Consider the following 26,451-nt stretch of genomic DNA (forward strand, 5'->3'; position numbering starts at 1 on the left):
ACTACCGTAAATATACAGCGACACATAGAGCTCGTCAATTACATATATTTTGTCACATGAAGAATATCTCGATCATAAAAATTGGTGGCAGTATAATCACAGACAAAAGTTCTCACAAACTCATTGTGCATCGTGAGTTACTTCATGATATTGCAAAAGAATTGCATCAGTATCTTCTAAAAAAGCCACGCACAGAATTGATCATCATTCATGGCGCCGGTGGTCCCGGACACCATATCGCGCACCAACATGGTCTCGCCGACGGCACACTCCACGACCCTGTGAAAATCCGTGCTGTTTGTGACACACGTCTCGTAAACCAAAAATTGAACACGGAAATATGTGAGATATTGTTGCAAAATGATATTCCCGTCATCCCGGCGCATACGGGCACATTGATCACACAAAAAAACAAAGAAATTGTTTCCTGCGATCTTTCGATCCTACAATCAATTTTAGGATCAAACTGCATCCCGGTTCTTTACGGCGAAATGGTCCATGATGCCGTACTGGAATATTCGGTCTGCTCCGGAGACACAAGTGCGGCATATCTTGCACAACATTTGCCTGTAGAAAAAATATTTTTTGCGACAGATGTGGATGGCATTTTTGATAGGGATCCGCACAAATTTCCGGAAGCACAATTGATACCAAACATCTCCTTGCATGACATATATAATGATACGTCACTCTCGATCGAAAGATCACACAATACTGACGTTACCGGCGGACTACGAGGAAAACTTTCTGTATTTCAATCATTTGCTGATCACGCACACACGCTCAAAGAAATCATTATTTTCAATGGCACCGATCCAAAGAAATACCATGATGTTTTGACTGGAACCGCAACAATTTCTACACGAATTACTTTATAAAAAATAGAGACACGCCAATATGGCATGCCTCTCCTTCTCATTTTTCTTCATCCAAAAATATTTCGAGCGATGGACGTGTCTCTATACGGACAAAGCTCTTTTGCGATATAAGGTCAGCACAAGAGCACCAGCCATAATGCACAACTTCAGGATCCCGCGGAACTGACGTGAACTCCCTGTCACAATAACCCCATGCCACATGGGCACACACACCCGGAACGAGCATCAGCAGATTTGGACTAATGAATAATCCGGAGATTTGTTCAAAAGAACATCCTGTGATCTCTTCATCCACCATGCGCCTGATCGTGTCACAGCATGTTTCCCCCCTTTCAATGGTTTCCAATGGAAAAGATATCATACCCGCCTCTTTCCCGATCATTGGTTTAGCAACCAATTCTCGAATCGTATAGATCCGCCCTGTTCCATTGGCAACTAAAATCAGACCGATGCCTCTCACTATTTTTTCGCATATTTTCATATCGTGAGCCTCCATTTATCACAATATATATACGCACACCCTTACTGCGCCTCAAAAAGAACGTAAGTCACATAGTAACATTTACTCAATAACGTGTCAATTGTGCAGTGCACCATTTCATATAATGATGGTATAATGTTCCTGTAATCACAAAAATAAACTCTCTTATGCAAAATCATTATGTTGTCATCATGGCAGGAGGGTCCGGCACACGCCTCTGGCCGCTTTCACGCAAAGACAACCCCAAACAATTTCAAAACCTCACCAGCGAAGACCGCACGCTCCTCCAAGAAACCTATGATCGCATCTCCCCGCTCGCAGATGATCTCGAGCACATTTTTGTCGCAACTACGCAAAATTACGAAAACATCGTCAAAGAACAACTGCCGGATCTGCCTCCACAAAACATTATCCTCGAACCCTGCGGACGTGACACCGCACCGGCAATCGCTTTTGCCACACAGATCATTTACAAAAAAGATCCCGACGCAGTGATCACTACGACGCCATCAGACCACGCGATCAAAAATCCCGGCGCATATCTTTGCACCGTACAAACAGCATTTGCCGTGATCGCCGACCATCCGGAAAAATTCGGCCTCATCGGCATCACGCCGACAGAGCCGAGTACAGAACTAGGCTATATTCAGATGGGCACAGAACTGGAAAATTCATATAAAAAAAGAGTTTTTGAAGCTGTCGCATTCAAAGAAAAACCGGACGTAAAGACCGCAGAAAAATACCTCAACAACTGGTCATATTTGTGGAATGCCGCCTATTTTGTTTTCAAAGCGGATACATTTCTCCGCATGGTCCAAAAATTCACACCACACATCCATGACGCTCTCACGCAGATTGACGCAACCGATGATGCCGATGCGATCCATAGCCTTTATTGCGGCCTCCCCAAAGAACCGATCGATACCGTCATCCTAGAGCAACTCTCCGCAAAGGATCGCTTCGTTGTCCCTGCAGATCTGGAATGGAGTGACGTGGGCAATTGGCGTACGTTGCATGATTTCCACCGCTGTGACAATGGACAAAAAAGCGTTACCAGAGGTAAAGTTGTCGAGATCAACTCACACAATTGTTTGGTATTTGGACACCCTACCAAAACCATTGCCACGCTCGGACTCAATGACATCGTTGTGATCGACACTGATGATGCGATCTTGATCACGCACAGAGATCAAGCCCACGAGGTCAAAAAGATCATCGATCATCTCAAAGATCAAGAGATGGATCACTTGTTATAGATATAAGAAAATCAAAACAACACTCACATGATCGTGAGTGTTTTTTGATCTAAACATTCTTTGTAAACGCAACGCCATAAATTTTTATCTCCTCACCGCACAGCCAGTCATATGTTGTCCGTGAATCCATGGATTGTCTGCGGTCGCCATTTTCCAACCATACATCTTTGCGTCCCTCCACCCAATAGCAATCCCCTTCTTTTTTTGTGATTTTTTTGATATACGCACCATCGCACTTTTCGTCCGTGCATTCAAATGCGATCACATCCCCGACAAAAAAAGTACTTGCCGGCACAACATCAACAAGCGTACGATCATAAAAACCATACGACTCCATCGAATGTCCCTCTACTTGAAATGTCTGTGTTTTCATGAAATCATACCGCTCATTGCCGATATTCTCATTGTCATACGGCACATATTCCGCCGCACTTGCGATCGCACCAATTGGCGCAAAAACGCTAAGAAACAACATAAAAACTGCACTATAATAATACATATTTCACCCGTTATAGTCTTAAATTCCTGTTTCATTCGATCAAAAAATCGAACCATATACTATAGCACACTTTTGGTTTTTTGTCAAATATTTGCTTGGCATCCTCCGGGGTGTGCCAAAATACCATCTAAAATACCTACGTCTTGATAATCTCATGGGGCCATGTTACAATTCGCGTCACGCGAGATTGTCAAGGATTCTTTAATAACTCACAAATATTTACACAAGAAGGAGCGAACCATGATTACAGTATTAGGATATGTTCTTGCAATTATATGGATTGTGATCAAAGTCTGTGCAATTATATGTTTAGGAGTGATTCTATTTGACAAAGATCTCTATACGTCTATTTCCGATAATCCTCCATGGCAAATCTTGACACGATTAAAGGAAATCCGAGAAGGAACGAGTTGCTTTAATAGCAGAACCCACTATCTCCTTCTCGAAATTTTTCGCGTATTTTTACTTTCTTCAATGATCTTTCTCCTCGTACCAACGGTAATTAATTTGTTCGAAGATGGCATCCACCCGATGGATCCTGAACTCGTGATAACGGTCTGTTGTTGTATCGGCACGGCAATGATAATATGCCTAAGTTGCTATCTATATAGCTTTGCCACTTACGCGATCAAAAGATAGCATCCAACTATTTTATTGATTCAATGCTTAAAAAAGGACTGCACAAAATCTATTGTGACAGTCCTTTTTCATCTCCCAGATGATACTCTGCTAATCTAAAAATCAATTTCAAGCGCAATAAAACGTTTTTTATATTCTTCAAAAATACGCGGTCCGTGCGGTTTGGGTAAAAAGACGAGAAATTGATCAGAAAAGAGGATAATACCCCCTTTGTATTGGGTTTTTGGATTATTTTTGATCTTTTGTTCTTGGATCTTCTTGAGTCGCATTTCCATACCGCGATCACCAAAGATCAATTCCAGAAGCCGTCTGATGCTTTTTGTCACGATCGTATCTTTGACCGCCGTATCATAATATTTTTCCTGCATAAAATGTGGCTTGTATGAACGGATCCATTGATTTTGCATACAAAAATCTGCAAAAAAACCCAGATCAAAAACGGGAAAGATGTAGGAATATTCATGCGCAGCAAAAAGATCCTTGGTGGGCACGACGAGCGATTGCGTTGTGATGTGATAGTTGAGACACGCGCGATCGTTAACCTGTGCATCATGCCGGCGAAATCCGCACGCATGTGCCAGTATTGTGATAAAAAAACGTCCCGTCCAAATATGACCGTGCTTATAGGCAATAAGGAGATCAAGGTCGCTTTCTTTTTCGCAATGGTTATAAGAGAGACGCCCTGTCACACAGATCATGCGCACAAAAGGGCTCATACACAAAATTCTCACGATCTTTTCCACGCGCTTTTTCTTCTGCAAACTAATGATCGCTCTTGTACGGCGCACATCCACGAGCGTTTCGCGACCGTGCAAAAAATAGAACCCGTTTTTTTCTCCCACATACTGACGAACTTCCTTTGTGCGCAATGCTTCAAAGACATCCGCAAGCGTCCACATATCATCCGTATGATCTGCGCTGCACCTGATCAAATCCTTCCACACCTCAAAGGCAGTCAACGGCCGATCCAATACATCATAGTATGTGATCGTTGCCAAGATATTCTTATGAATTATATGATCCACATGCATGACTTACTGCTAAAAAATCCTCTCACCCACACGCCTGACAAATACACGACCGTAAATTATTTTTACATGAATTTTGCCGTAGGACTTTTTTTATTTTTCTTTAATTTTTCCGGCACGCCGGCGTAGATCAACTCTCCTCCACTCTGCCCACCATCCGGACCAAGTTCGATCACCCAATCAGAATGTTTGATCACATCAAGATTGTGCTCCACGACCAATACTGTATTGCCTTTGTCCACCAATCCATCCAACATGCGCAATAATTTTTTCGTGTCATCGAAATGCAATCCTGTCGTCGGCTCATCCAAAATATATAATGTCCTTCCCGTGGATTTGCGTGCAAGCTCTGTCGCCAACTTAATGCGCTGTGCCTCTCCGCCGGAAAGATTAGTCGCACTCTGTCCGAGATGAATATATCCCAAACCAACCTTCTTCATCGCAGAGAGTTTTTCTTTGATGAGTGCGTGACTCTTGAAAAATTCATATGCATAATCAACGCTCATATCAAGGACGTCAGCGATCGTCACACCATTGTACTCCACCTCCAATATGCGACTATGATAACGCTTGCCACCACATGCCTCACACGGCACATACATATCCGGCAAGAGATGCATCTCCACCTTGACAGAGCCATCTCCCTTACATACCTCACACCGACCACCACGCATATTGAAACTGAAATGACTTGCTTCGAGACTTTTTTCTTTTGCACTATCTGTACCGGCAAAAAGATCTCTGACATGGGTGAACACGCCCGTATACGTCGCTGTGTTTGATCGTGGCGTACGACCGATCGGATTTTGATCAATTGTGATCACTTTGTTTACATGTTGTAGCCCAACGATTTTTTTATATCGTCCCGGCTCAACGGTTGAGCGATGGAATTTTTGAGCAAGAATTCTCGAGAGTATCTTGTGTACAAGAGTTGACTTTCCACTACCGGACACACCACACACCGTGACAAACATTCCCAACGGAAAAGCCACGGTAATATCGCGCAAGTTATGTTCACTCGCCCCGACAACGACAACCTCCTTACCGTTTCCTTTTCGCTTTTTCTTTGTTTCTGCAACAGTCAATTTCCCAGAAATATATTTTGCCGTTGTCGTTTTTGCCTGCAACATTTTTTGCAACGTCCCGGAGAAAACAAGTTTTCCCCCTTCTTCCCCGGCGCCAGGTCCCATATCAACGATCCAATCAGCTTGTTTCATGACGTCCGCATCATGCTCCACGATGATAAGTGTATTGTGTGCTGCCTGCAATCGTTTCATTGCCCGAAGGAGTCGTGCTGTATCGCGACTATGTAATCCCGCTGTCGGTTCATCCAACACATAGATCACACCCGTGAGATCTGACTTGATCTGCACCGCCAAACGAATACGTTGTGCTTCACCACCTGAAAGCGTATTACTTGAACGCGACAGCGTGAGATATTCCACACCGACATCGCACAATGCACGTGCACGCGTATGCATCTCGGAAACCAGTGTATCCACGGTGATCTTTTCTTCACGTGAAAAACTACCTCCATCGCCGATGTGCTCGATAGCATCGAGAAAATCACACAGCGACAATGAGACCAGATCATTGATCGTACGTTCATTGACCGTCACGGCCAGATATTCTTTTTTCAAACGCTTCCCTTCACACGAAAAGCACACGCGTTCCACCATATAGCGCTCCAATTCTCTACGCATATACTCTGATTTTGTATTTCTATATCGCTCTTCTAAATCGGCAATGATTCCTTTGAAATCACCTTCATTTTTTGCATTTGGCACGCCATAAAAAATCACTGCAAGATGTGACTTTGAGATTTTCTTTACCGGTTCAGATAATGAAAAATGATATTTTTTAGCGATGCTTTCCAAACTTTTTTTATGCTTGCTGTATGCGGTATTTTTTCCGCCGGATTTACTCCATATATGGATTGCACCCTCTTCAATTGACAGCTCATCATTTGGGATCAGCAACGTCGGATCGATCTCATTTTTGATGCCCAGTCCATCACACTCAGGACATGCGCCATCGGGATTATTGAAAGAAAAACATCGTGGCGTAATCTCTGAAAGACGAAAACCGGATTCCTTACAGTAATAGTCACGAGAATATTCTTCATCCACCGCATCATCATATGACACAATACATAGTCCCCCGGAAAGTTTCATCGCCGTTTCGATCGAATCCATAAGACACTCGCGATCCAACTCGCTTATTTTATGTTCAAAACGATCGATCACAATATCAATATCCACAGAAACGGCATCACTCACGATCATTTCCGCCTCTATGACCGACATAATTTTGTGATTGAATCGCACACGAGGATATCCGTCTTTTTTGATCGACTGCAACACCTCCTTATTATTTTTTTTATCTGTATTTACCGGAGACAGAATTGTGATCAATTTTCCCTGTGCGGTCTTCATGATTTTGATCGCGATGTCACGCACACTTTTTCGTTTGAGCGGACGCCCCGTTGTCGGACAATGCGGTACACCGACAGACGCAAAGAGAATACGCAGATAATCATAGATCTCCGTCATCGTTCCGACTGTTGAGCGGATACTTTTGCTGACGCTTTTTTGATCGATCGCAATTGCCGGTGAAATATTTTCTATGCGATCCACATCAGGCTTGGTCATGACACCCATCACACTGCGAGCGTGTGTTGAGAGACTCTCCATAAATCGCCGATTACTCTCCGCATAGATCACATCAAATGCCAGAGAGCTTTTCCCGGAGCCGGACAGTCCGGTCACAACCGTCATCTTGTTGCGCGGAATATGAACGGAAACATTTTTCAAATTATTGACACGCGCATTATGTATAAAAATTTTATTTGGATCTGACGTTTGTTTTCTGTCAGGCATTTTTTTCTTACATGATCGTAATGGACTCATAGGTTGATATTATATTTAAGATAGAACAGCATTAGTTACCAATTTTAGACCATTTTTGCCCTATGGTCAAGAGAAAGGTCAAAACCCAAAAAAATCCACCGAATATTCCGTCGCAACCCCGACAGTTCATCCGCATCACATATTGCCACGCACTAGAGCGTGGTAATATGTGGCTATGTTTATACGAGAAAATCAAAATAAATAAAAAACCCTGAGATGCGTCTCAGAGTTTTGAATTTTGTTTAAAAAAGAAAAAATTATTTCCAAAAATGTTCCGCTGGCGATTGCGGTGACGGTTGTACGAATACAGAACGCGCAGCTACTTCTCTCTCAATAATGTCGCGATCGCGACCATATTTGAGTCGTGATAATTCTTTGATCGGGTCAACGATGTCCGGATTACCTTCTGTCGGAAGGGGTGCTTTCATATTGAACGGTGCCGTTGAAATATTATTGAGAAGCAATCGCGCAAAATAATTATAATTATCCACATTGATCAGATCCTGCGCAGTAAAGACCGGCGCAAACTGTTTTTCGAGAAATTCTGCATCCTCTGCACCGACGCGCAATACTGCCAACGAGCCCACGTTACCAAAAACCGCCTTGGAAATGCCCTCAGACAATTGTCCGATAAACTGATGTGCAATGATAAGTGCGAGCCGATATTTACGCGCCTCAGACAAAATTTGTGCAATTGAATCCGTCGTTACATTCTGAAACTCATCGATATACAAATAAAAATCTTTTCGATCTTTTTCCGGCATGTCCACACGACCCAATGCCGCCATCAATAGCTTTCCCACGATCACCATACCAAGCAAATGACTGTTTGTCTCACCAATTTTTCCTTTAGATAGATTGATCAGCAGGATCTTTTTTGTATCCATGATATTGCGAAAATCCAACGTGCTTTTTTGCTGAGAGATGATCGGACGCATCATGTCATTGGAAAGAAATGGCGTGAGCTTTGATGTAATATATGGCACCATATTTGCGAGAGCGGCTTCACCGCCGGCTTTTTCCGCTTCATTCATCCAAAAATCTTTGACTACCATATTGCGACAACGCGACAATTTCATGCGACGGAAATTTTCATCAGCCAAAACTTTCGGGATTTCCATAAGCGTTGACCCCGACTCCGGATCGTCCATGATCAGAAGCATGGCATTGCGCATGTACTGTTCAAACATCGGGCCGCCGGTTGCTTTGAGATCATAGAGCTTATCAAAGATATTGATGATCTCATTGATCACAAATGTTTTTTCTTCCGGCTTATTGTATTCCAACATATTCAAACCGAAAGGACGTTCTGTATCCGATGGATCAAAATACACCACATCCTCTGCCCGCTCTTTTGGTACAGCAGTCAGGATATCCTCGATCGCCTCTCCATGCGGATCCACAAAGCACAATCCGTGTCCATTGCGCACATCCTGCTTTGCCATTTCTTGCAACAATGTTGATTTACCGGTACCCGTTTGTCCAATCACATAAAGATGGCGACGGCGATCATTTTGTGACAGATAAATGTCCGTATTGACACCGCGATAATCATTCCATCCCAAATACACACCTTCTTTCGGCACATCGGTTGGTGGTGGCGCACTCCCTGCTTTGAGCCATTTGATCTTTGGCGTTTCTGTTGTCGATATAGGAAAATGGAAAACGCTCGCAATTTCTTCCACACCCAAAATTACACTCGCATCCTCATCAAATGCACGAAAAATATAGTTGAATGCTTGTTTTTTTGTTCTTGTGCCGAAACGTTTGATCAAAAAATGATTCACACCGGGATTTTCAAACTGCGAAAAAGCATTTTCCATATGCGACAAAATTTCCTCCGCACGCTCCTGCGTGCCTGCAGAAGCCACGAGACGAATGTTGGCAAGAAACGCTGCTTTTGATGTTTTTGATTCAATTGCCTTGACCAACTCCTGCTCTTCCGGCGTCAGTTGCACTCGCTTATCCATTGCATGTTGTTCAGAAACTTTTTTTGTTCCAAAGGCTTTCCCTGCTTCTTTGAAGACTTCCCCGGCAATGCTCCTATTTACATCTTTCAGTTGCTTTCCTTGTTGCATTTCATGTGCAAATTTACGCCCTTTTGCACGCCACCCAGATCCAACATCATGCAGAACAATCTGAATACTTGCACCTTCATCATGCGAATTTAATTTACTAAACGCCGTCGTAATTTCACTGAGCGGATCCTTCTCCATACGCTCATATGTACGAACCGGCAATGCGCTATGCCTCTTCAACGACACAACGCCCATCGCTGTTTTTGATCCCGGCGTAAATATTGTATAGTCCTCCACTTTCTCGATCGATGAATCAGAAAAATAACTATGCACTTGTTTTTCAAGAGAAGATCGATATTTTTTTGGCACAGAAATGTAAAAAAATATTTCTTCTTTTCCTGCAGGATTTGCGATCTCAAGAGTGATCGTCGGTTTGCCATACACAAAAGCCCTCCATGAGATCTTTTTATCTTTTAATTGCGCAAGGGAAATAAGAAGCTGTTCCATCACGCCGATTTCTTCTTTCCACATCTCCGGATTTTGCCGACCTTTTTCATTGCGGTGTCTATTTTGTGCAACGCGAATCACTTCCAGATCTTCATTCATTGATCTGTTCACAATAATTCGATACCCAAAGATACTTCTGAGCACTAAAAATGCTCCCGTAATCACACTGACCACCGCAGACATGCCAATCAAAACAATAAATATAAGACCAAACATAAAAATCGATTGTTGTACTTAAAAACAATTATTGTTCAATGAACCCCTTTGCAATAAGTGCTTGATAAAACTCTTCGGCGCGCATCCGATCATGCAATTGATCCAAAACATAATAATCCTCCACCCGTTGTGCCACCTTTACCGCATGTGCCACACCTTTTGTCATTGCCAAATCCATGAGATGCGATATTTGCGACTCACGATCTGCAATTTGATGCAATGCGCTTGCATCTTGCGTTATTGTGTCATCATCATGTTGATGCGATTGCGATTGTACTTGTGACAAAATCTGCGTGTACACTGTATCATTTTGCGCACGCGTTTTTTCCCGTGCATTCTCTTGTACGGGTTCTTGCTCTTCTTGAGCGTGCGATCCTTTTGCATCTTGCACGCCAAAACGGCGCTCCAGACTGACAAATTCTGGATTGAGTTTTTCACCACTTGGCGGATTTTGTTGATCTGGCATATTTCTAACTATTCATGATTGACTTATGTTGTGGCTGTTTCCGTAATGTGTTTTTTGAGATCGGCAATTGCCTCTGCAATGATACTGTCATAATCCGTGAGTTTCTCGCGCAAAAATGTTTCGATCGCGTTTGGATCGATATTCTCAATATTTTCCATCAAATCTTCAAATTGTTTGCGATCAGAATCGCTCAGCTTGGTATAGGCGTCCACTAAAACACGCTTGATTACCGATTCCGTCATACGTTCAATAAGACGTTCTTGTCTATCCGCATCCAAATCGGTAAAACCAAATTCTTGTGCGATCACTTGTTGAATTGTTTGTGGTTGTTGAATATCCTGTGTCATAATTTTGTTTTAATTAATTGTCTTTATTATAACTTAAACTCTTGTGGAGGAAAAATTGCATCAGTTTTATGCATCGCTTCTGCGCGTGCCGCAATACGCGTAAAATATGATTGCACCGTAGCATCTTTCCCTGGCGAACCGACTTCATCACCGAATGTTTGTTTTGCTCGTTCAACTATGCCGGCAAGTCGTGTCTGCATATTTGGCTCAACACTGCCCTCCGTTAAAAAAAGATCCAATTTTGTCCCGGCAATATTTTTGATCTGCGCCAATGAATCCAATCCAAATGTTTTTTGAATTTTTGCGCCAACCATAGTATTCATAAATTCCTTTTGATCGAAATCTGGTCGTTCTCGCAAAATGTTCATGATTTCTATGTCATCCATTTTTGCATATGCTTCAACACTTTCTGAAACCGCATGCTCGCCACCATCAACCACTTTTTCCTTCAAAATGTCATGCATATCACCACCCTTGCCACTGAGATAACTTTCCATATGCGTATTCAAATTCCGCATTGCAATTCTTTGCTGAGTATGATCAGAAAATCCACTCAAATCTCTCTTATAGCCGTCCGCCATCTTGCGCGCCGCATCCTCATCGATACCTCGTCCCATCAATTCTTTGGTAATATCATCCGCCGATGACTCCGGAGTAAATGTAAATGCTGAAGTCATGACACGATCACCTTCTTTAGGAACAAAATCATCAGCATTTGGCGAACGTCGCACAACATTTTCCTCTGCGTTACCTGTAGCAGTCCCTTCCTTAACCTCAGCTCCTTCATTATGGATTTCGGAAGTAGGAGCGATTGGTATTTCTTCAGAAGCTACCGGCATCTGCTCGATCGTTTGTCCTTGAAAATCAATCTCATGGGAACGCAACACATCCTCAACGGTTTTATTGTAAAAATCAGCATGATTTTCTTTGGCAAGGTTGATCAAGTACTGATCCATTGGCGTCTGCATGCCACCATTTGCATGCATGAGCTCATCAACATACTTATCAGCCGAAACTGTGGCAAAAAATTTATATTGATCATTATCCATGCCAAAGATCTTTTGGATATCTTCTTTTGTATTCACATCTTTGACCACTTCTGCATTTGAAACGTCTTGCTCAACCGCATGCGGTGCTTCCGTTTGAATATTTGCTTCTTCTGGTACAACGTGCGAACTTCCCGCAAGCTCAACATCCGGTTTGATATCGCCGAGGTTGTGGAGATCAAGTTTAATTTTTGTGCCAGGTTGTATGTGATCAATGTCAACTCCCGGATGTGCCTCTCTATACTCATTTGCCAACACAACCGCACGCGCCCTTGCCCACTCATGCACATTTTCATATTTTGCCGGATCCCATCCCATCTTTCCTTCAGTCAAAATCGTATGATTGTCCCCATTCTCGAGAAATTCTCGTATTGTTTTGATCACACTGGAACCCGCTTTAACAGTCAAAACCCCGGCAACACCCTCAGGATCAACAACGATTCCCTTGAGATCGTGCCACGACTCATTTTTCATCAGATCCTCATTTTGTGGAGTGGGCGCCTCACGATTATCGTCTACCGACTGTACATTTTCATTCTGAACTGCGTTTTGTTCTGCCATTGACGTATCAGCAGGGTCTGCAGGTATATTTGGTTGTTCCCCGAGAGATGTAAAAGTGTCACCAACAGGCGTTTGATCCGGCGCCACACCTTTGATAAGATCATCCAGAGAATCTCGATCAACACTTTGCCCGATGGACTCTTGTGCGTTCTGCACGGCATTCTCCGCAATCTGTGCATCGTCTATGCTATGCAATACGGATTGCACTTCTTCCGGATTGATATCTTTTAGCTCTTGCGCAAGCAATGGCTTCCCGAGATTATCCAAAAATTCTTTGTCCGGTGCATGAACGACAGCATCATGTGACGCAATGTCATTTATGCCATGCGTATCACCACCCATCAGCATAAAAACACTCCCGCCGGCAATCGCGCCCGTGATCAATCCCGCCAATCGTGCATTGCGCGTGATCGCTTCTTTTCTCTTCACATCTCCCACGATGTTCTTGTAATCAAAATCCATCAAGTGGAGAAATTGTTCTTCTTCGGTCATATTTTCAAATGCTTTCTTTTCTGTTGCCTTTTCTTTCGTCAGACGATTACTTTGCCATTTTTCTACAAGTTTTGTCGTGCCCATGCCTACTGCCACACCCGCCCCGATCGGTGCCAAAAACTTTCCCAAAGCAGCAACGCCCTTCAATGTCGACATCGTCGTTTCGCCGGCCCCAAACTTCATTGCAACTTTTGGAGCCATCTGAAGCATTGTGCGGACACTACCAGAGATCACGCCAAGCCCCACCGATCCTATCGCAAGCGCCTTCTGCACAGTCTTATTGCTCGCCCATCGTGCAATTGGTGAAAGATACTTTCCCATTGCCGATACATTCTCCGCCTTGATCTTTGTGCGTTGCTCTTGCAAGAGAACACTTTCATTCAAACGACCCTCTGCAATATCCTGTCGCACCGTTTTTTGATCTTCCGGAGAAAGATTTTGATAATTCTCTGTGAGAAATTGATCTAATTTTTTGCACGCAGATTCATATTCATCACGAAATATTTGTAATTCTTTTTGTGCTTCTGTATCATCATGTCCCAATGCAAATTTGCGCAGTTTTGCCAGTGATGCATTGACAGAAATATCTTTACGCATGTATATTTCACGCTTTTGCGCAATATCCACACGCAATTGTTCAAGCACTTCATTTTTGATTTCTGCTGTTTTGGCACCATGCGCTTCTGCACGCCTATTGACTTCACGGTCAAACTTTTCTTCTTCAGTCATATCTGTATCGCGGGATCCTTCTGCTCTTTCACTTGCATTTTTAACTTCGTCACGCCTGTTAACCTCGCGATCAAATTTTTCCTCCTCATGCATGTCTGTATCACGAGATGAACTCTCTCTATTTTCCGCATCTTTACGTCTATTGACTTCACGATCAAATTTTTCTTCTTCATTCAAATCTGTATCACGCGATGTTCTTTCACCTGCGTTCACACCGGATCCATTCTCTGGCCCCTCTGCTTTACTGCCATCATCACCTTGTGTCGATGCACTATTTTCCAGTAATGTCGCTATAGATGCAATTTTTTCAGCTTCTTCAATATCCTGTGTCAAGACTTTTGCATCTTTTTCATATTTTTCCAATTTCTTTTTTTCTCCATCAAATTTACCCTGCGCAATATCACTTGCGTCAAATTGTTTTTTACTTTCATAATTTTCACCCGCATCGACTATGCCACGCAACCGTGTAATTTCCTTCTGCAATTCTTGCAATTCTTCTTTTTTGCCACTAATATTTTCTCCTTTGCGCGCGTTGATATATTCGCGCAATGCATCCTGATCGATATCATGAAACGTCCCATCGGCATATTTTGCTTTTTCTGCCAAAAGTTTTTCTCTCTTCTTCTGGTATTTTTCCACATCACTTGCTTTTGCGACAATTTCTCCCGCCGAATCACTTGTTGCATGCAAAGCACTTTCTCTACCGGAAATTTTTACATCAATAAGGGCAATCTCTTGATCAATCTCCTGAGAAATTTTTTTTTGATCTCGATTGCCATTTTTTAGAAACTGTGCAACCTTTTCTGCAGACGCCCCATGCAAAACAGATGCAAAATGTTTTTGGTTTTTTACTAATTCATTTGATTCTGCTACTGGTTTCATTTTTTCAATATTCATATTAAATTTTGATTTTCCCTTACGCTTATATTGGTCATTATACTACATTTTATATTGTTCACCTAAAAAACACCCGCCAATTGCTTTTCACGCTCTCTACACTGTTTTTTCTAGTGCATTGTCCTGTAACAAACCCTCTCGCAATGCCACGCGAAAGAGATAATGCGCGACCTTTGTCTGTGTGTGAGGCGCACCAACGTGTCCGTATGTTTTTTCTGTGTGAGCAATGAGATCACGCAGACGCTTTTGCACTTCATTTTGATCATTTTGCGCCAAAAAATCGTGCACATTTGCCTGTGAGATCCGTTTAACAAATTGCTGTCGTTCTTGCATCGGTGCATTTTGCAATTCATCCGGTGCAAAAATTTCCATGATCCGATCAAAAACAATTTTTTTCATCTCCGCACCTTTTTGCGCATCAGACGTGATCTCTTGGATCTTTAGCAATTCTGCTTGCGGCGACATCGTGAGGTTTTCTTGCGTACCATTATCAAAATTTTTAATTTTTTCTCCTTGATCGCCTACATTGCCATGATCTGTCGCCAAAGATGCTCCTTCTGTCACATCAGTTTCATGCGCATCATATTCAGAAATTGTCTTGCCTTTTTCTTTTTCATATTGTCCACGTTTTGCGAATGTGATGTTGTCAATATGTACATTGTCAAATCCGCCATCCTGTGGTGCAAAAGAAAAGTCGATTGTTGTCCCCGGCTGTACATGATCCAAATCAACTTTTTTGCCTCCGCTTTTCTTTTTTAGATCTTTTGCATACTGCTGTGCGATGCGGTGAGCCATCTGTTCCGGCGTTTTATCAGAACCTTCCAACAGCTCAGGATGTGCATCCAAATGATTGCGCAATGATCCCTCAATACTACTCTTTGGCTCAACGGTAATAGAGAACGACTGTCCTGATTGATAAGGGTTTTCATTTGCAACGCTACCCTGCGTTTGTGTTTCGATTTTTTCCGGCTGCGCATTCTTTGCGTCCTCAACATATTCCTGCACGAGTTTTTGTACATCTCCTTCCTGCATATGCACAGCACCGCCGATGCGATCATCCCTCTGTTCTATGGTCTGCGTGTCAAAATTGATCTGTTTTTCTTGTTTGTGTCCATCTGCCATGCCGTGAATAATGCCTGCAACTACGAGAGTTGCAAAAAGCACGCGTTTTGTGTATCGTGGAAGCTTTATATATTGTGCAGAAAAGTTTTTGACGATTGTAAAAATTTTACCTTTACTTTTTTTTGCTCGTGCATCCGTGATCGCATCATACACCGCGATGCCTTCATAGGACTCTCCCAACATCATGTCAACTTCTCGCGACCGTCGATCTTCTCCATAGCCTTGCGAAGTAATATATTTACTATGAATCTCATTGTATGCATGTCTCGCTTTTTGGTATTCAGCATAGAAAATGCCCACGCTACCATCGTTCTTTTTTTGATCTTCACCCTGCAAGGAATTTGCGTTACGCCCATCTTTTGCAGGATCAACGTGATCAGTTTGCATAAAAAACTCCTTAACCCTATCCCATGCCGTTTCATATTCAACCTTTTTTTTCGCGTATAGCTCTCTTGCCTGAACCATTTTCTTTTTCATTTCTTCTACATCAGCCTCTCTGACAATTTCTGGTACCACGATCTCCTGGACAAGAAATGATTTTCCTTTTCCTTTCACTATATCATCCAATCGTTCCGCCTGAATTTTTTTAAGAATCACATTGATTTGCGCCTCGTTAATAATGCCGTGTTCTTCCCGCAAGTTTTGTCGCACTTGTTCAAAAAATTCTGCTCGTGCGCTGACATTTTCAATAGGAATTTCTTTAAAATCACGGATATATTGCGGGACAACTTGCGTCAAAATATGTCCATCGCGAGATCTCATGTCCGCATCATACCCCGCAGCAACATTACTACCATCCTCATTTTTTCGATCAAAGTCCAAACGTTGTGCAATAATAGATTCAATTTCTTTTTCTTCATCTTTTGTAAGATTTTCCCGCACAACAAGACCGGAAACCGCGTCATGAATGACTGTACGTTCTCCCTCTTGATCAACGTGATCCTGTGATTGTATTTCTTGTTTTATGTGCTCGACGAGACTGGCAACTTTTCTAATAACGTCATCGCTGAGCATTTCTCCATTACCATGATGATCATGCATATCCCATCATTTTATTCACTGTATTATCATTATTTTTGTTCCTCACCATTATACCACATCATAAAAACACATAACATTCTCCCGACAAAAACTATTCACCTATCATTACAGTTACGAGATCTTTCATCATCAAAACATCTATGTCAATTTGTGTTATAATGAAGAATATTATTCACCCCAAAACCATCATGACATATGCTAGCCACAAAAAAATACACTACATCCTTCTTACCTTGATCATTTTGCTCGGATTTTTTGTTCGTATCTACCACATTGATTCCGTGCCAAGTGGCATCTATCCGGATGAAGCAAATAACGGCACAAATGCCTTTGATGCCCAGCGGACAAATATTTACCCGTGGTTTTACCCCGACAATAACGGACGCGAGGGATTGTTTATTAATCTCATTGCAATTCTTTTTAAATTGTTTGGCGTAAATATTATTACATTCAAACTGCCGGCAATCATCATGGGAACATTGACGGTGATCGGCGTGTATTTTCTCTCGCGTGAATTATTTATCTCTCGACCGCGTCTTGCGCTCATTGCCGCCTATTTGACTGCTATAAGCTATTGGGCGGTGAATTTTTCTCGCATTTGCTTCCGCGCCAACATGATGGTGCCGATTCTCGTTTTTCTTTTTTATTTCCTTTTTAAAGCCCTGCGCACGCGCAAGCCCCTCCATTTTGCCATCGCCGGCGCTTTGTGCGGACTGGGATTTCACACCTACATTGCCTATCGCATCACTCCGGCGCTTGTTCTTGTCCTTTTTGTATTATTTGCGATCCAACAAGGTTTTTCCCATTTTATCAAAAGATATTGGAAAGGGCTGTTGCTATTTTTTGTCAGTGCATTCCTCGTATTTGCCCCAATGGGTTATACCTATTACACACATCCGGAATACCTCACATCCCGCACTGGCGATATATCGGTTTTTGCAGTGAAAGATGCCCCCCTTACACAAACACTTACATACACGATCACTCTTTCTCTTTTAAAATACAACGTAGCGGGTGACAACAATTGGCGCCATAATTTTCCACCGTACCCGTTATTGGAACCATGCGTTGGATTAATGTTTCTCGGCGGACTCATAACGTCGATTGGGCTCTTTTTCCTTTACCTCTTTCGCCGCTATCGTTTCAATGTGCGCAATCGTACTTTTGTTGTGCATGGATTTCTCCTTGCGTGGTTTGTCGGATTTCTCGCACCAGAGTTTCTCACCACGGAAGGATTGCCTCATGCACTGCGATCCATTGGCACAATTCCTGTGGTATTTATCTTTGCAGCATTTTTTATCACCATTCTTCTCGAACGCTCACAAAAACATTCGCACCTCTTATTCGTAGCCGCATCAGTCATGACAGTTACACTCCTTATTTACTCTGGTTTTTTTGACATGATCAAATATCATGTGTTTTGGGCAACAAACGTCAACCAAGCGTACGCATTCAACAAAAATCTCACTGATATGGGAAGATTTGCTCATGATTTGCCCCAAAGTGAGGTGCAAATCTACATTGTCGCCGGACACATGGATCTCTTGCCGGTCAAAATGCTCACCACAGACCGCACAGACACGCGTTACGTCTACGAAAACGACCTTGCGCAAATCGACACTACGCAGCCATTCATTCTCCTTTTGCCATATGAAAATATCTCTGTTATCGATTATGTTGCAAAACGTAGTGATGTAGTGATAGAAAAAATTCAAAAACCTCTCAATAGTTCATTTGTAATGGTCACGTCAATTAATAATCAAAAACTATGATCAGAAAAAACTACATCTTCATTATCATTGGAATTATGCTCTTTATGGGCATCACTTCTTTTCTTCTTGCTTGGAATGATTCGTTGACATTTGACGAGGTTGCGCATATTCCCGCAGGATACAGCTATGTTGTGTTACATGATTATCGCCTCAATCCCGAGCATCCACCCCTCGCCAAGATACTCACTGGTCTCATGCTCCTCCCTCTGCATCCACACTTTGATACTACGCAGGACTTCTGGACAGAAACTCACGGCACCGGCGAATACGGACAATGGGATGCCGGACGCTATTTATTGCACCATGCAAACAACGACACCGACAAAATTGTTTTTTTTGCACGCATGCCCTTTATCGTCCTTGCCCTTGCTTTTGGATTGTTCCTCTTCTATTGGGGCAAGAGAACTGGTGGCATCATCACTGGTCTTTTTGCTCTCATTTTATACGCATTTGACCCAAACATCCTCGGACACGATCATCTTGTGACGACAGATCTTGCCATTGCCATTGCCATGAGCATCGCATTTTTTTATTTTTTGCAATTTCTCAAAAACCCCACCTGGAAAAATGCTCTGTACGGAGGTATCGCCCTTGGCATTGCACAAATTACAAAATTCAGTGCGATCCTCCTCATCCCATTCTTTGGACTACTTCTCGTGATTTATCCCTTGCTCATAATCCTCCCCAAAGAACAAAAGCGTCACAAGATATTTGGCTCCTATCTACTCAAAGGGATATTTGCCATGTTCATAATGCTTGCAGTAATGTATGCAACATATTTACCCGTCACGTATAAGATGCCATCTGATGTCCTCCCCACGATTGCCGCTGTCAAAGGCCAGCCGAACAAATACCCGCGCGATAAATATCTCATCGCCTTCATTAATAAAACCAATCAAAGCACTCTTACCAGACCAATTGCGACGTACACCCAAGGGATTATGCAAGTATTTAATCGCGTCGATGATGGAAATGTTTCGTATTTTATGGGCACCGTATCAAGCAATGCATCTGTGTGGTATTTTCCTTTTGTTTTTATTGCAAAGCAAACCCTCGCACACTTATTCTTTTACATTGTCGCTCTCATTCTTGGACTGCTCCTCATCGTCCATTCAGTACAACGTGTTTTTACGCAAAAATTCGCACACTCACTCCACGCCTGCCGTCGTTTTTGTATACGCAGATTTCATGAGATTGCTCTTGGAGCATTTGTTGTTTTTTACGGTTATATTTCCATAACCGGCAATCTCACCATTGGCTTTCGCCATCTCTTTCCCATAATGCCCCTTCTTTACATCCTCACAGCACGCACACTGATCAATTCATACACCAAACTTCATAATCATTTCTGGCAAAAGATCGTACGTGGAATATTTGTCGGCATTATTCTCGTTCTTGCGACACTTACCATTAGCGCTTATCCCTATTATATTTCCTATTTCAATGAACTTTTTGGCGGACCAAAAAACGGATTCCATTATGTTACGGATTCCAATGCCGATTGGGGACAAGATCTTAAGCGTCTTAAAAAATATCTCGACGCGCATCCGGAAATCGACAAGATTCGCATTGATTATTTTGGCGGTGACAATGTCACTAATCGCATTGGCGATAAATATATCATGTGGTGGGATAGCAAACGACCGATCGAACCGGGCTACTACGCGATTTCCACGCTCCTCTTACAAGAGTCTCTCTATCGTACTGATCGCTCCTATGATGACACCTACCGCTGGACAGAAAAGCTCACACCATTTGATCACGTTGGCACATCCATTATTCTATACAAAGTTGAATAAAATCATTCACGAATTTGTTTGATATTTTTTCCAAAAAACTTTTTAATCATGTGCATCATTGATCTTCTCTTCCTTTATTTCCAAGGCTTCTTTTTGCTCCTTCTCTTTTTCACCAGTATCCTCTTGAATTTCCACACCATCTTTAAATTTATAAAAAATTTTTCCCGCAAAGCGTAAATCAACATATTCCAAATCATTGCGTGCAACCGGCAAAGCAACTTTGTGTGCAAAAAGTTTCGCCGTATCCAGCGTATCCTTTGTCGCACTTTCCAACGATGCGAGAATTTGCCATGACTCATCAGTGACAAACCGTATCTCTCGCGACCCTCGTACATCAATAAAATATGGCTGAACAATGCCAACATTAAGCGTGTAAATCAACTCTTTTCCCAAATATGCAATAGTATCAAGATCTTTTTGTAAAATCACACACTGCCCAATATCAACATGATCTCGCGCCTTGTCCACGACAACAAAATGATCATTTTGTTGAATAAGCGCAGAATTCATATCCACAGATCGCACAACACAACCGTCTGCAAGTTCATAACATGCCCCCTCCTCACTGCCAATGCACCACACCGAAAATAATGCATATTCTTCCACCGAAATGACAATCGTGTCCGGAAAAACCTTTTTTATAACAACGCTTTTAATTCGTTGATCCTCGGAAATTTTTTTTATAATGTCAGATGTATTTAGAAAAAAGTAATTGTTTCTTTTGATACGTCCGAAAATTTCCCCTGCAATTGTATCCTGTGTGCCATTGATAATATTCTGCGCATCTGTGCGATGTGATCCCTCCACAGCAATATGTGAAATCTCAGTAACAGGAGAATAAAAAAGCACATACCCAACACTGCATACAAAAATGATAACCATTAAAACAAAAAACCATTTTTTTGGATTTTTTTCTTTTTTTGCTGTTTCCTTTTTTTCACGACTGCTTCTGACCACCTTGCTATTTTGTTTTCGCACGATCATAGATTATGTAATATGAATCAAAAGATCCTCAATCGCCAATTGTTTATTGACATTTGTATCCTGTAGCAAAACAAGGACTGATTCAACTCGCTGTGCAATCTTCAATAAGTGAAATTTTTTTGTTTGCAGTGCTGCCAAACGCACACGATAAATCCACGCATAAAAAAAACAGGAGAGATACTTTTCATCTTTCTTTGACAACTCCGTAGCCAACTGCATTCTTTCCACCAATGACATCCGACTCAGCGTGCGCAATTGATCTCGCGCAAAAGAAATGATTTCTACAAACTCTGGATCATCTTGCAACCGATATGCATATCCGGGACGCCCTTGTGCATCATCAACACATTGTTGATCAAACCCCTGTGCATGGAAATCAGGATCATTCACAAGAGAAAAATGCACGACAAAACATCGTGAAACAATTGTTTCGAGCAACTGATCAGGACGATGCGCGACAAGAATGATAAAACGATTTTTTTGCGGTTCTTCCAATGTTTTTAATAACGCATTTTGCGCAGAGATCGTCATACGCTCCGCATCATCAATGATCAACACTTTGGCTTTTTGATCTGGGGCAAGTGCAAAAGAACGTCTCGCAGAAAATAACTGGTCAAGTGAAATGTCTTTATATACCATTTTTCCTTTTTTTTCTTCAACAATTGGCGCAATCGTGACAAGATCGCTATGTGCTACATCACAAATCATCCAGCCTTCATTAGTTTCGCCACCGATGAGCTTCTGCGCGAAACTGCGTGCAATCGTCATTTTCCCCACATGTTCAGGACCGCAAAACAAAAAACTATGATGCATTTTTTTCTTATGTAAAAAAGCATTAAGTAACTGTAATTGTGGATGATGTCCGATAATTGATTTTTTATTCACATTGTACATATTGATCAATTATTTTTTGAAAATTTTTACGGAAATTGTGGCAGGAAAATTCATTTGCTTTTGCGATCATTGTCGCACGATCATATCGTCCCTCCCGCTCTAAAAATCGCCGTACGCCATCTGCCATCATTTCAACTGTTGGCGCATCAAAAAGCTCGCCTGTTTTTCCATTTTCCACGATCTCACATGCACCGCCTCTGCCGAGAGCAATCACGGGAATACCGGCGGACAGTGCCTCCACACACACAATCCCAAAATCATCTTCTGCGGGAAAAAGCATCGCCCGTGCGCCGGCAATATATGACCATTTTTTTTCATCATCTACCCAACCGACAATTGTCACAGTCGGACCGGCAAGATTTTCCAGGTATTTTCGATCACTACCGTCCCCGATCACCATAAGTGGCAATTGCAGTTTATTACATGTTTCGATCGCCAATGCAACATTCTTACAACGCGAAAGTCGCGAAACGATAAGAAAATATTTTTCTTCCTGCTTGTGCTCTTTTATTTCTTCTCCACTTAGAGCAGATTTAACACCCGGATAAACCACATCTGCACTGCGTCGATAATATTTTGCAATTCTCTTTTGCGTATAAACTGAATTCGCTACAAGTACATCCGGCCGCTGTGCCGCTTGATGATCCCATACACGTAAATATGACAAAAATAATCTCGCAAAAAAACCGTTCTTTTTATCAAGCATTTTACGCAAATAATATTCATTTTCATCCCACACATATCGCATCGGCGAATGGATGTACGCAATATGTTTTGTATTGAGCCGCGTCACGATACCTTTACTCCATGCACCGGAACTGGATATGATCACATCATAATCACGCAAATCAAATGTTTCCACAGCCGTTCCATAAAACGGCAACAACCACCGATGGTGCGCCCGAATCCAGCGTGGCCATTCCTGTAGGAAACTCGTGCGCACTCTTTCCGGTGGAAAGATCTCTGCCATACACGCACTGTCGTACAAAAGCGTATAAATCGGTGCGCTGGGAAACATCGCCGCAATATCACACAGTACCTTTTCCGCCCCTCCCCGATATAAGAGAAAATCATGCACAATCGCAACTCTTAGCTCAGACCGTTGTTGACTTAGTGTTTCTTTTGTAGTACAATTCCCCATTGTCATAGTATATTTTTATAATACGTTCATTTTACCACCTTTACAAACGGAGGCAACCAATGCGCAACGAACGCGGACGTTACTTTACCAAAACCGGTCGCAGACTTCTTGTGATAATGTTGGCAGTGCTTATCGGTATTTTTTTGTGGCAATCAAAAAAAGAAACTCCCTCTAGGCAAGTGCACGCACTTCTCACACTGAAAGATTGCGCCCCTCCTCATGAGGGAATCACGTTTCACGAAAACATGGTCACCGTCAATAAGACGATCATATTTTGCAATTGTATCGCGGAATGGGAAAAAATTCCTGTACATACCATGATCATTCTCGCAAATGGCACAACCATCTTACCGATCGAGGAAAGCTCCACAGCAGCGGTTTTTCCGACATCATTGCACCATATTGCAAAAGAAAACTGGCATATTATCGCCAAATAAATCGTGTTCACACAAAGCCACTTCATACAGATTAACACATCTGCAAAGTGGCTTTTATTTTTGGTGCCCACCTATTTTCGCAAAAGCATCTTTGCCACCAAGCGCGCGCAACGTTCCCATGTGAAACGTTTGATATTTTCATATCCATGCGCAATCGCAGATTCGCGCACATCGTGATTCGCGAGAAGTGCATATGTTTTTTCTGCGATATCCGTAGCGCTGAGAGGATCAACCAAAAGCGCACTATCTCCCGCAACCTCTCGCAAAGAAGAATTATTTGATGTAACCACCGGCACACCAACTTGTTGCGCTTCCAATACCGGCAAACCAAAGCCCTCATAAAGAGATGGAAAAACAAAAACCGCCGCATTGCGCAATAATGCCCATTTTTCATCCACACTGATGAAACCCGTCAGAACAATATCATCTTTAAAAGGATGGCTCATGATCTCCTCTTGGATTCTTTCAAAACCAAAACCACCCTTACCCACCAAAACCAATTTATGCGAAAGAAGGAAGTGCCTGCGCAAAATTTCATACGCTTTCAGGATTTGTATAATATTCTTTCGCTCTTCCAATCGTCCAATAAATATAATGAATCCCTTCTCTTGCAAATGATATTTATGCAAAACTGTCGCTGTAAGCTCTTGTTGTTCCGGTGGCGCAACATTCATCCCTTCATAGGCTACGCGCACCTTTTCTTTTTTAACCTGATAGATACGCACGAGGTCGCGCTTGGTATTGTTTGACACGCAAACAATGTTACGCGCCCACTTGCAAGAATTTTTGATCCCACGACGCATAGACACTTGCTCATAACGTGAATATGCTTCAGGATTGATTTCAAACTCCAACCCATGGACAACGACGGTAGTTTTCTTTGGATGGATCGGTGGTGCAATGTGTCCCGGCACAAGGAGATGTGTCGGCCGATGGATGAGAAGTGCCAACGATAATCGCACATACGTCCAAAAACGTGGCGACCACAATTCTTTGACGCGCCATGTTTTTGGTAGAGAAAAATCAATATTTTCTCTCGTGCCACGACGAAGATAGAGTGTCACATGCTCTTGTCCCAATGGCACACGTAAATATTTGATCAGTTGATAGGAATATTCTTCTATACCGGTCCTTTCATGAAGAAATGCCCGCGATGCATCAATAGCAATTTTATTCATAATATGGGCGATCAATAGTTCGTCACTTGATAATAAATGGGTCGCATTTATCAATCCACTTGTCTATTGATCCAAATATCTACATGTCTAATAAATTATCTCCTCGTTGTTGCAAGGATCGTTTTCTTATAAATATCGAGATTGTCCAATACCTTGCCTGTACCACGCACGACACAACGAAGAGGATCGTCCGCCACATAGCACGGCACGCCGATCGTCTTGGTGATCAATTGATCCAAGTTTTTGAGAAGTGCGCCTCCACCGGACAATACTGTCCCCTTATCCATAATATCTGCTGACAATTCCGGTGGCGTATCTTGCAAAACTTTCTTTACCGCATTGATCACCTCACGCAACTCATCTTGCAATGCTTCCGTTACTTCGTTGGATGTGATCGTGATCGTCTTTGGCAATCCGCCCATCAGATCTCGTCCGCGAATATCCATGCGTTCTTCTTTGACTTGTTGCATCGCACTACCGATCTGAATTTTGATCTCCTCTGCCATCTGTTCACCAATCGCCAATGAGTATTTGCGCTTGATATAATCCGAGATTGCCTGATCGAATTTGTTACCACCCACGCGCGCACTATGCGACGCCACCACGCCACCCAATGAGATCACAGCGATCTCACTCGTACCACCACCGACGTTGATGATCATATTTCCCTGTGCCGTATGGATCTTGATCCCCGCACCGATCATGGCAAGGATTGGCTCCTTCACCACATATGCCCTTTTGGCACCTGCCTTTTCCGCCGCATCCACTACCGCGCGCCGTTCTGTTGATGTAATGCCTGCCGGGATCGAGATCATCACTTCTGGTCGCACAAGAAAAAATCGTCCTGTCACCTTTTTGATGAAGTATTTGAGCATTGCCTCGGTCACCCGATAATCCGCGATCACACCATCCCGCAACGGCTTGTACGCCGTGATTGTGTCCGGCGTGCGTCCCAGCATCTCTTTCGCCTCATTGCCCACAGCCAACACTCTATTATCGATCATCGACACAGCAACAACCGACGGTTCATCCACTACCACACCGCGCTTCGGCACAAAAACAAGCGTATTCGCCGTTCCGAGATCAATCCCAATTTTTCGCACGATCATACTCA

At 42.6% G+C, this 26,451-nt stretch carries 19 protein-coding genes; 5 read left to right on the plus strand and 14 right to left on the minus strand.

Features of this window, described 5'->3' with window-relative positions; translation table 11 throughout:
• Nucleotides 1-56 precede the first annotated feature (56 nt).
• Nucleotides 57-878 (plus strand): isopentenyl phosphate kinase, encoded by an 822-nt coding sequence (locus WC819_03165; protein ID MFA5986320.1) that lies wholly within the window; start codon nt 57-59, stop codon nt 876-878.
• 37 nt (nt 879-915) lie between these two features.
• Here the strand turns inward: WC819_03165 and WC819_03170 are convergent, their stop codons facing one another.
• Nucleotides 916-1,359, minus strand: a complete 444-nt coding sequence (locus WC819_03170) for a hypothetical protein (protein MFA5986321.1) — start codon at nt 1,357-1,359, stop codon at nt 916-918.
• 167 nt (nt 1,360-1,526) lie between these two features.
• On the opposite strand from WC819_03170, the gene WC819_03175 reads away from it, so the two are divergent.
• Nucleotides 1,527-2,615 carry a sugar phosphate nucleotidyltransferase gene (locus WC819_03175; protein ID MFA5986322.1) on the plus strand — a complete coding sequence of 363 codons (1,089 nt, stop codon included), beginning with the start codon at nt 1,527-1,529 and terminating at the stop codon, nt 2,613-2,615.
• Between the two features lie 49 nt (nt 2,616-2,664).
• Here WC819_03175 and WC819_03180 read toward each other — a convergent pair whose 3' ends face one another.
• From WC819_03180 to WC819_03215, 8 genes are all read right to left on the minus strand, one after another.
• Nucleotides 2,665-3,090 carry a S26 family signal peptidase gene (locus WC819_03180; GenBank protein MFA5986323.1) on the minus strand — a complete coding sequence of 142 codons (426 nt, stop codon included), beginning with the start codon at nt 3,088-3,090 and terminating at the stop codon, nt 2,665-2,667.
• Between the two features lie 758 nt (nt 3,091-3,848).
• Nucleotides 3,849-4,784: a hypothetical protein gene (locus WC819_03185; protein ID MFA5986324.1), complete on the minus strand. Its 936-nt coding sequence runs from the start codon at nt 4,782-4,784 to the stop codon at nt 3,849-3,851.
• A 62-nt stretch (nt 4,785-4,846) separates the two neighbouring features.
• Nucleotides 4,847-7,660 (minus strand): excinuclease ABC subunit UvrA, encoded by a 2,814-nt coding sequence (gene uvrA, locus WC819_03190; GenBank protein MFA5986325.1) that lies wholly within the window; start codon nt 7,658-7,660, stop codon nt 4,847-4,849.
• Nucleotides 7,661-7,947: 287 nt separating this feature from the next.
• Nucleotides 7,948-10,431 (minus strand): DUF87 domain-containing protein, encoded by a 2,484-nt coding sequence (locus WC819_03195; GenBank protein MFA5986326.1) that lies wholly within the window; start codon nt 10,429-10,431, stop codon nt 7,948-7,950.
• 28 nt (nt 10,432-10,459) lie between these two features.
• Entirely contained in the window at nt 10,460-10,897 is a 438-nt protein-coding gene (locus WC819_03200; protein ID MFA5986327.1) for a hypothetical protein, read from the minus strand.
• Nucleotides 10,898-10,920: 23 nt separating this feature from the next.
• Nucleotides 10,921-11,244: a DUF5663 domain-containing protein gene (locus tag WC819_03205; protein ID MFA5986328.1), complete on the minus strand. Its 324-nt coding sequence runs from the start codon at nt 11,242-11,244 to the stop codon at nt 10,921-10,923.
• Between the two features lie 26 nt (nt 11,245-11,270).
• Nucleotides 11,271-14,969 carry a hypothetical protein gene (locus WC819_03210; GenBank protein ID MFA5986329.1) on the minus strand — a complete coding sequence of 1,233 codons (3,699 nt, stop codon included), beginning with the start codon at nt 14,967-14,969 and terminating at the stop codon, nt 11,271-11,273.
• Nucleotides 14,970-15,065: 96 nt separating this feature from the next.
• A complete protein-coding gene (locus WC819_03215) occupies nt 15,066-17,132 on the minus strand; it encodes a hypothetical protein (GenBank protein ID MFA5986330.1) in 2,067 nt (688 codons plus the stop codon).
• Nucleotides 17,133-17,290: 158 nt separating this feature from the next.
• On the opposite strand from WC819_03215, the gene WC819_03220 reads away from it, so the two are divergent.
• Nucleotides 17,291-18,904, plus strand: coding sequence for a glycosyltransferase family 39 protein (locus WC819_03220; protein MFA5986331.1), 1,614 nt, complete (start codon nt 17,291-17,293; stop codon nt 18,902-18,904).
• On the plus strand, nt 18,901-20,703 hold the full coding sequence (locus tag WC819_03225) for a glycosyltransferase family 39 protein (GenBank protein MFA5986332.1): 1,803 nt from the start codon (nt 18,901-18,903) through the stop codon (nt 20,701-20,703). Before WC819_03220 ends, WC819_03225 begins: the two co-directional genes overlap by 4 nt.
• A 42-nt stretch (nt 20,704-20,745) precedes the next feature.
• Here WC819_03225 and WC819_03230 read toward each other — a convergent pair whose 3' ends face one another.
• From WC819_03230 to WC819_03240, 3 genes are read right to left on the minus strand one after another with little or no spacing between them, the layout of a single operon-like run.
• The gene (locus WC819_03230; GenBank protein ID MFA5986333.1) at nt 20,746-21,687 is read right to left on the minus strand and encodes an FtsQ-type POTRA domain-containing protein; all 942 of its coding nucleotides are present in this window, start codon (nt 21,685-21,687) and stop codon (nt 20,746-20,748) included.
• A gap of 3 nt (nt 21,688-21,690) precedes the next feature.
• A complete protein-coding gene (locus WC819_03235; GenBank protein MFA5986334.1) occupies nt 21,691-22,572 on the minus strand; it encodes an AAA family ATPase in 882 nt (293 codons plus the stop codon).
• Nucleotides 22,565-23,728 carry a glycosyltransferase gene (locus WC819_03240; GenBank protein ID MFA5986335.1) on the minus strand — a complete coding sequence of 388 codons (1,164 nt, stop codon included), beginning with the start codon at nt 23,726-23,728 and terminating at the stop codon, nt 22,565-22,567. Before WC819_03240 ends, WC819_03235 begins: the two co-directional genes overlap by 8 nt.
• 53 nt (nt 23,729-23,781) lie before the next feature.
• Between WC819_03240 and WC819_03245 the strand changes: the two genes are divergently transcribed.
• Nucleotides 23,782-24,159, plus strand: a complete 378-nt coding sequence (locus WC819_03245) for a hypothetical protein (GenBank protein ID MFA5986336.1) — start codon at nt 23,782-23,784, stop codon at nt 24,157-24,159.
• A 71-nt stretch (nt 24,160-24,230) separates the two neighbouring features.
• Here the strand turns inward: WC819_03245 and WC819_03250 are convergent, their stop codons facing one another.
• Nucleotides 24,231-25,337, minus strand: a complete 1,107-nt coding sequence (locus WC819_03250) for a glycosyltransferase family 1 protein (protein MFA5986337.1) — start codon at nt 25,335-25,337, stop codon at nt 24,231-24,233.
• 95 nt (nt 25,338-25,432) lie between these two features.
• Nucleotides 25,433-26,446: a rod shape-determining protein gene (locus WC819_03255; GenBank protein MFA5986338.1), complete on the minus strand. Its 1,014-nt coding sequence runs from the start codon at nt 26,444-26,446 to the stop codon at nt 25,433-25,435.
• Nucleotides 26,447-26,451 lie beyond the last annotated feature (5 nt).

It is taken from the genome of Parcubacteria group bacterium, assembly GCA_041660065.1.
Taxonomy (GTDB): Bacteria; Patescibacteriota; Minisyncoccia; order Moranbacterales.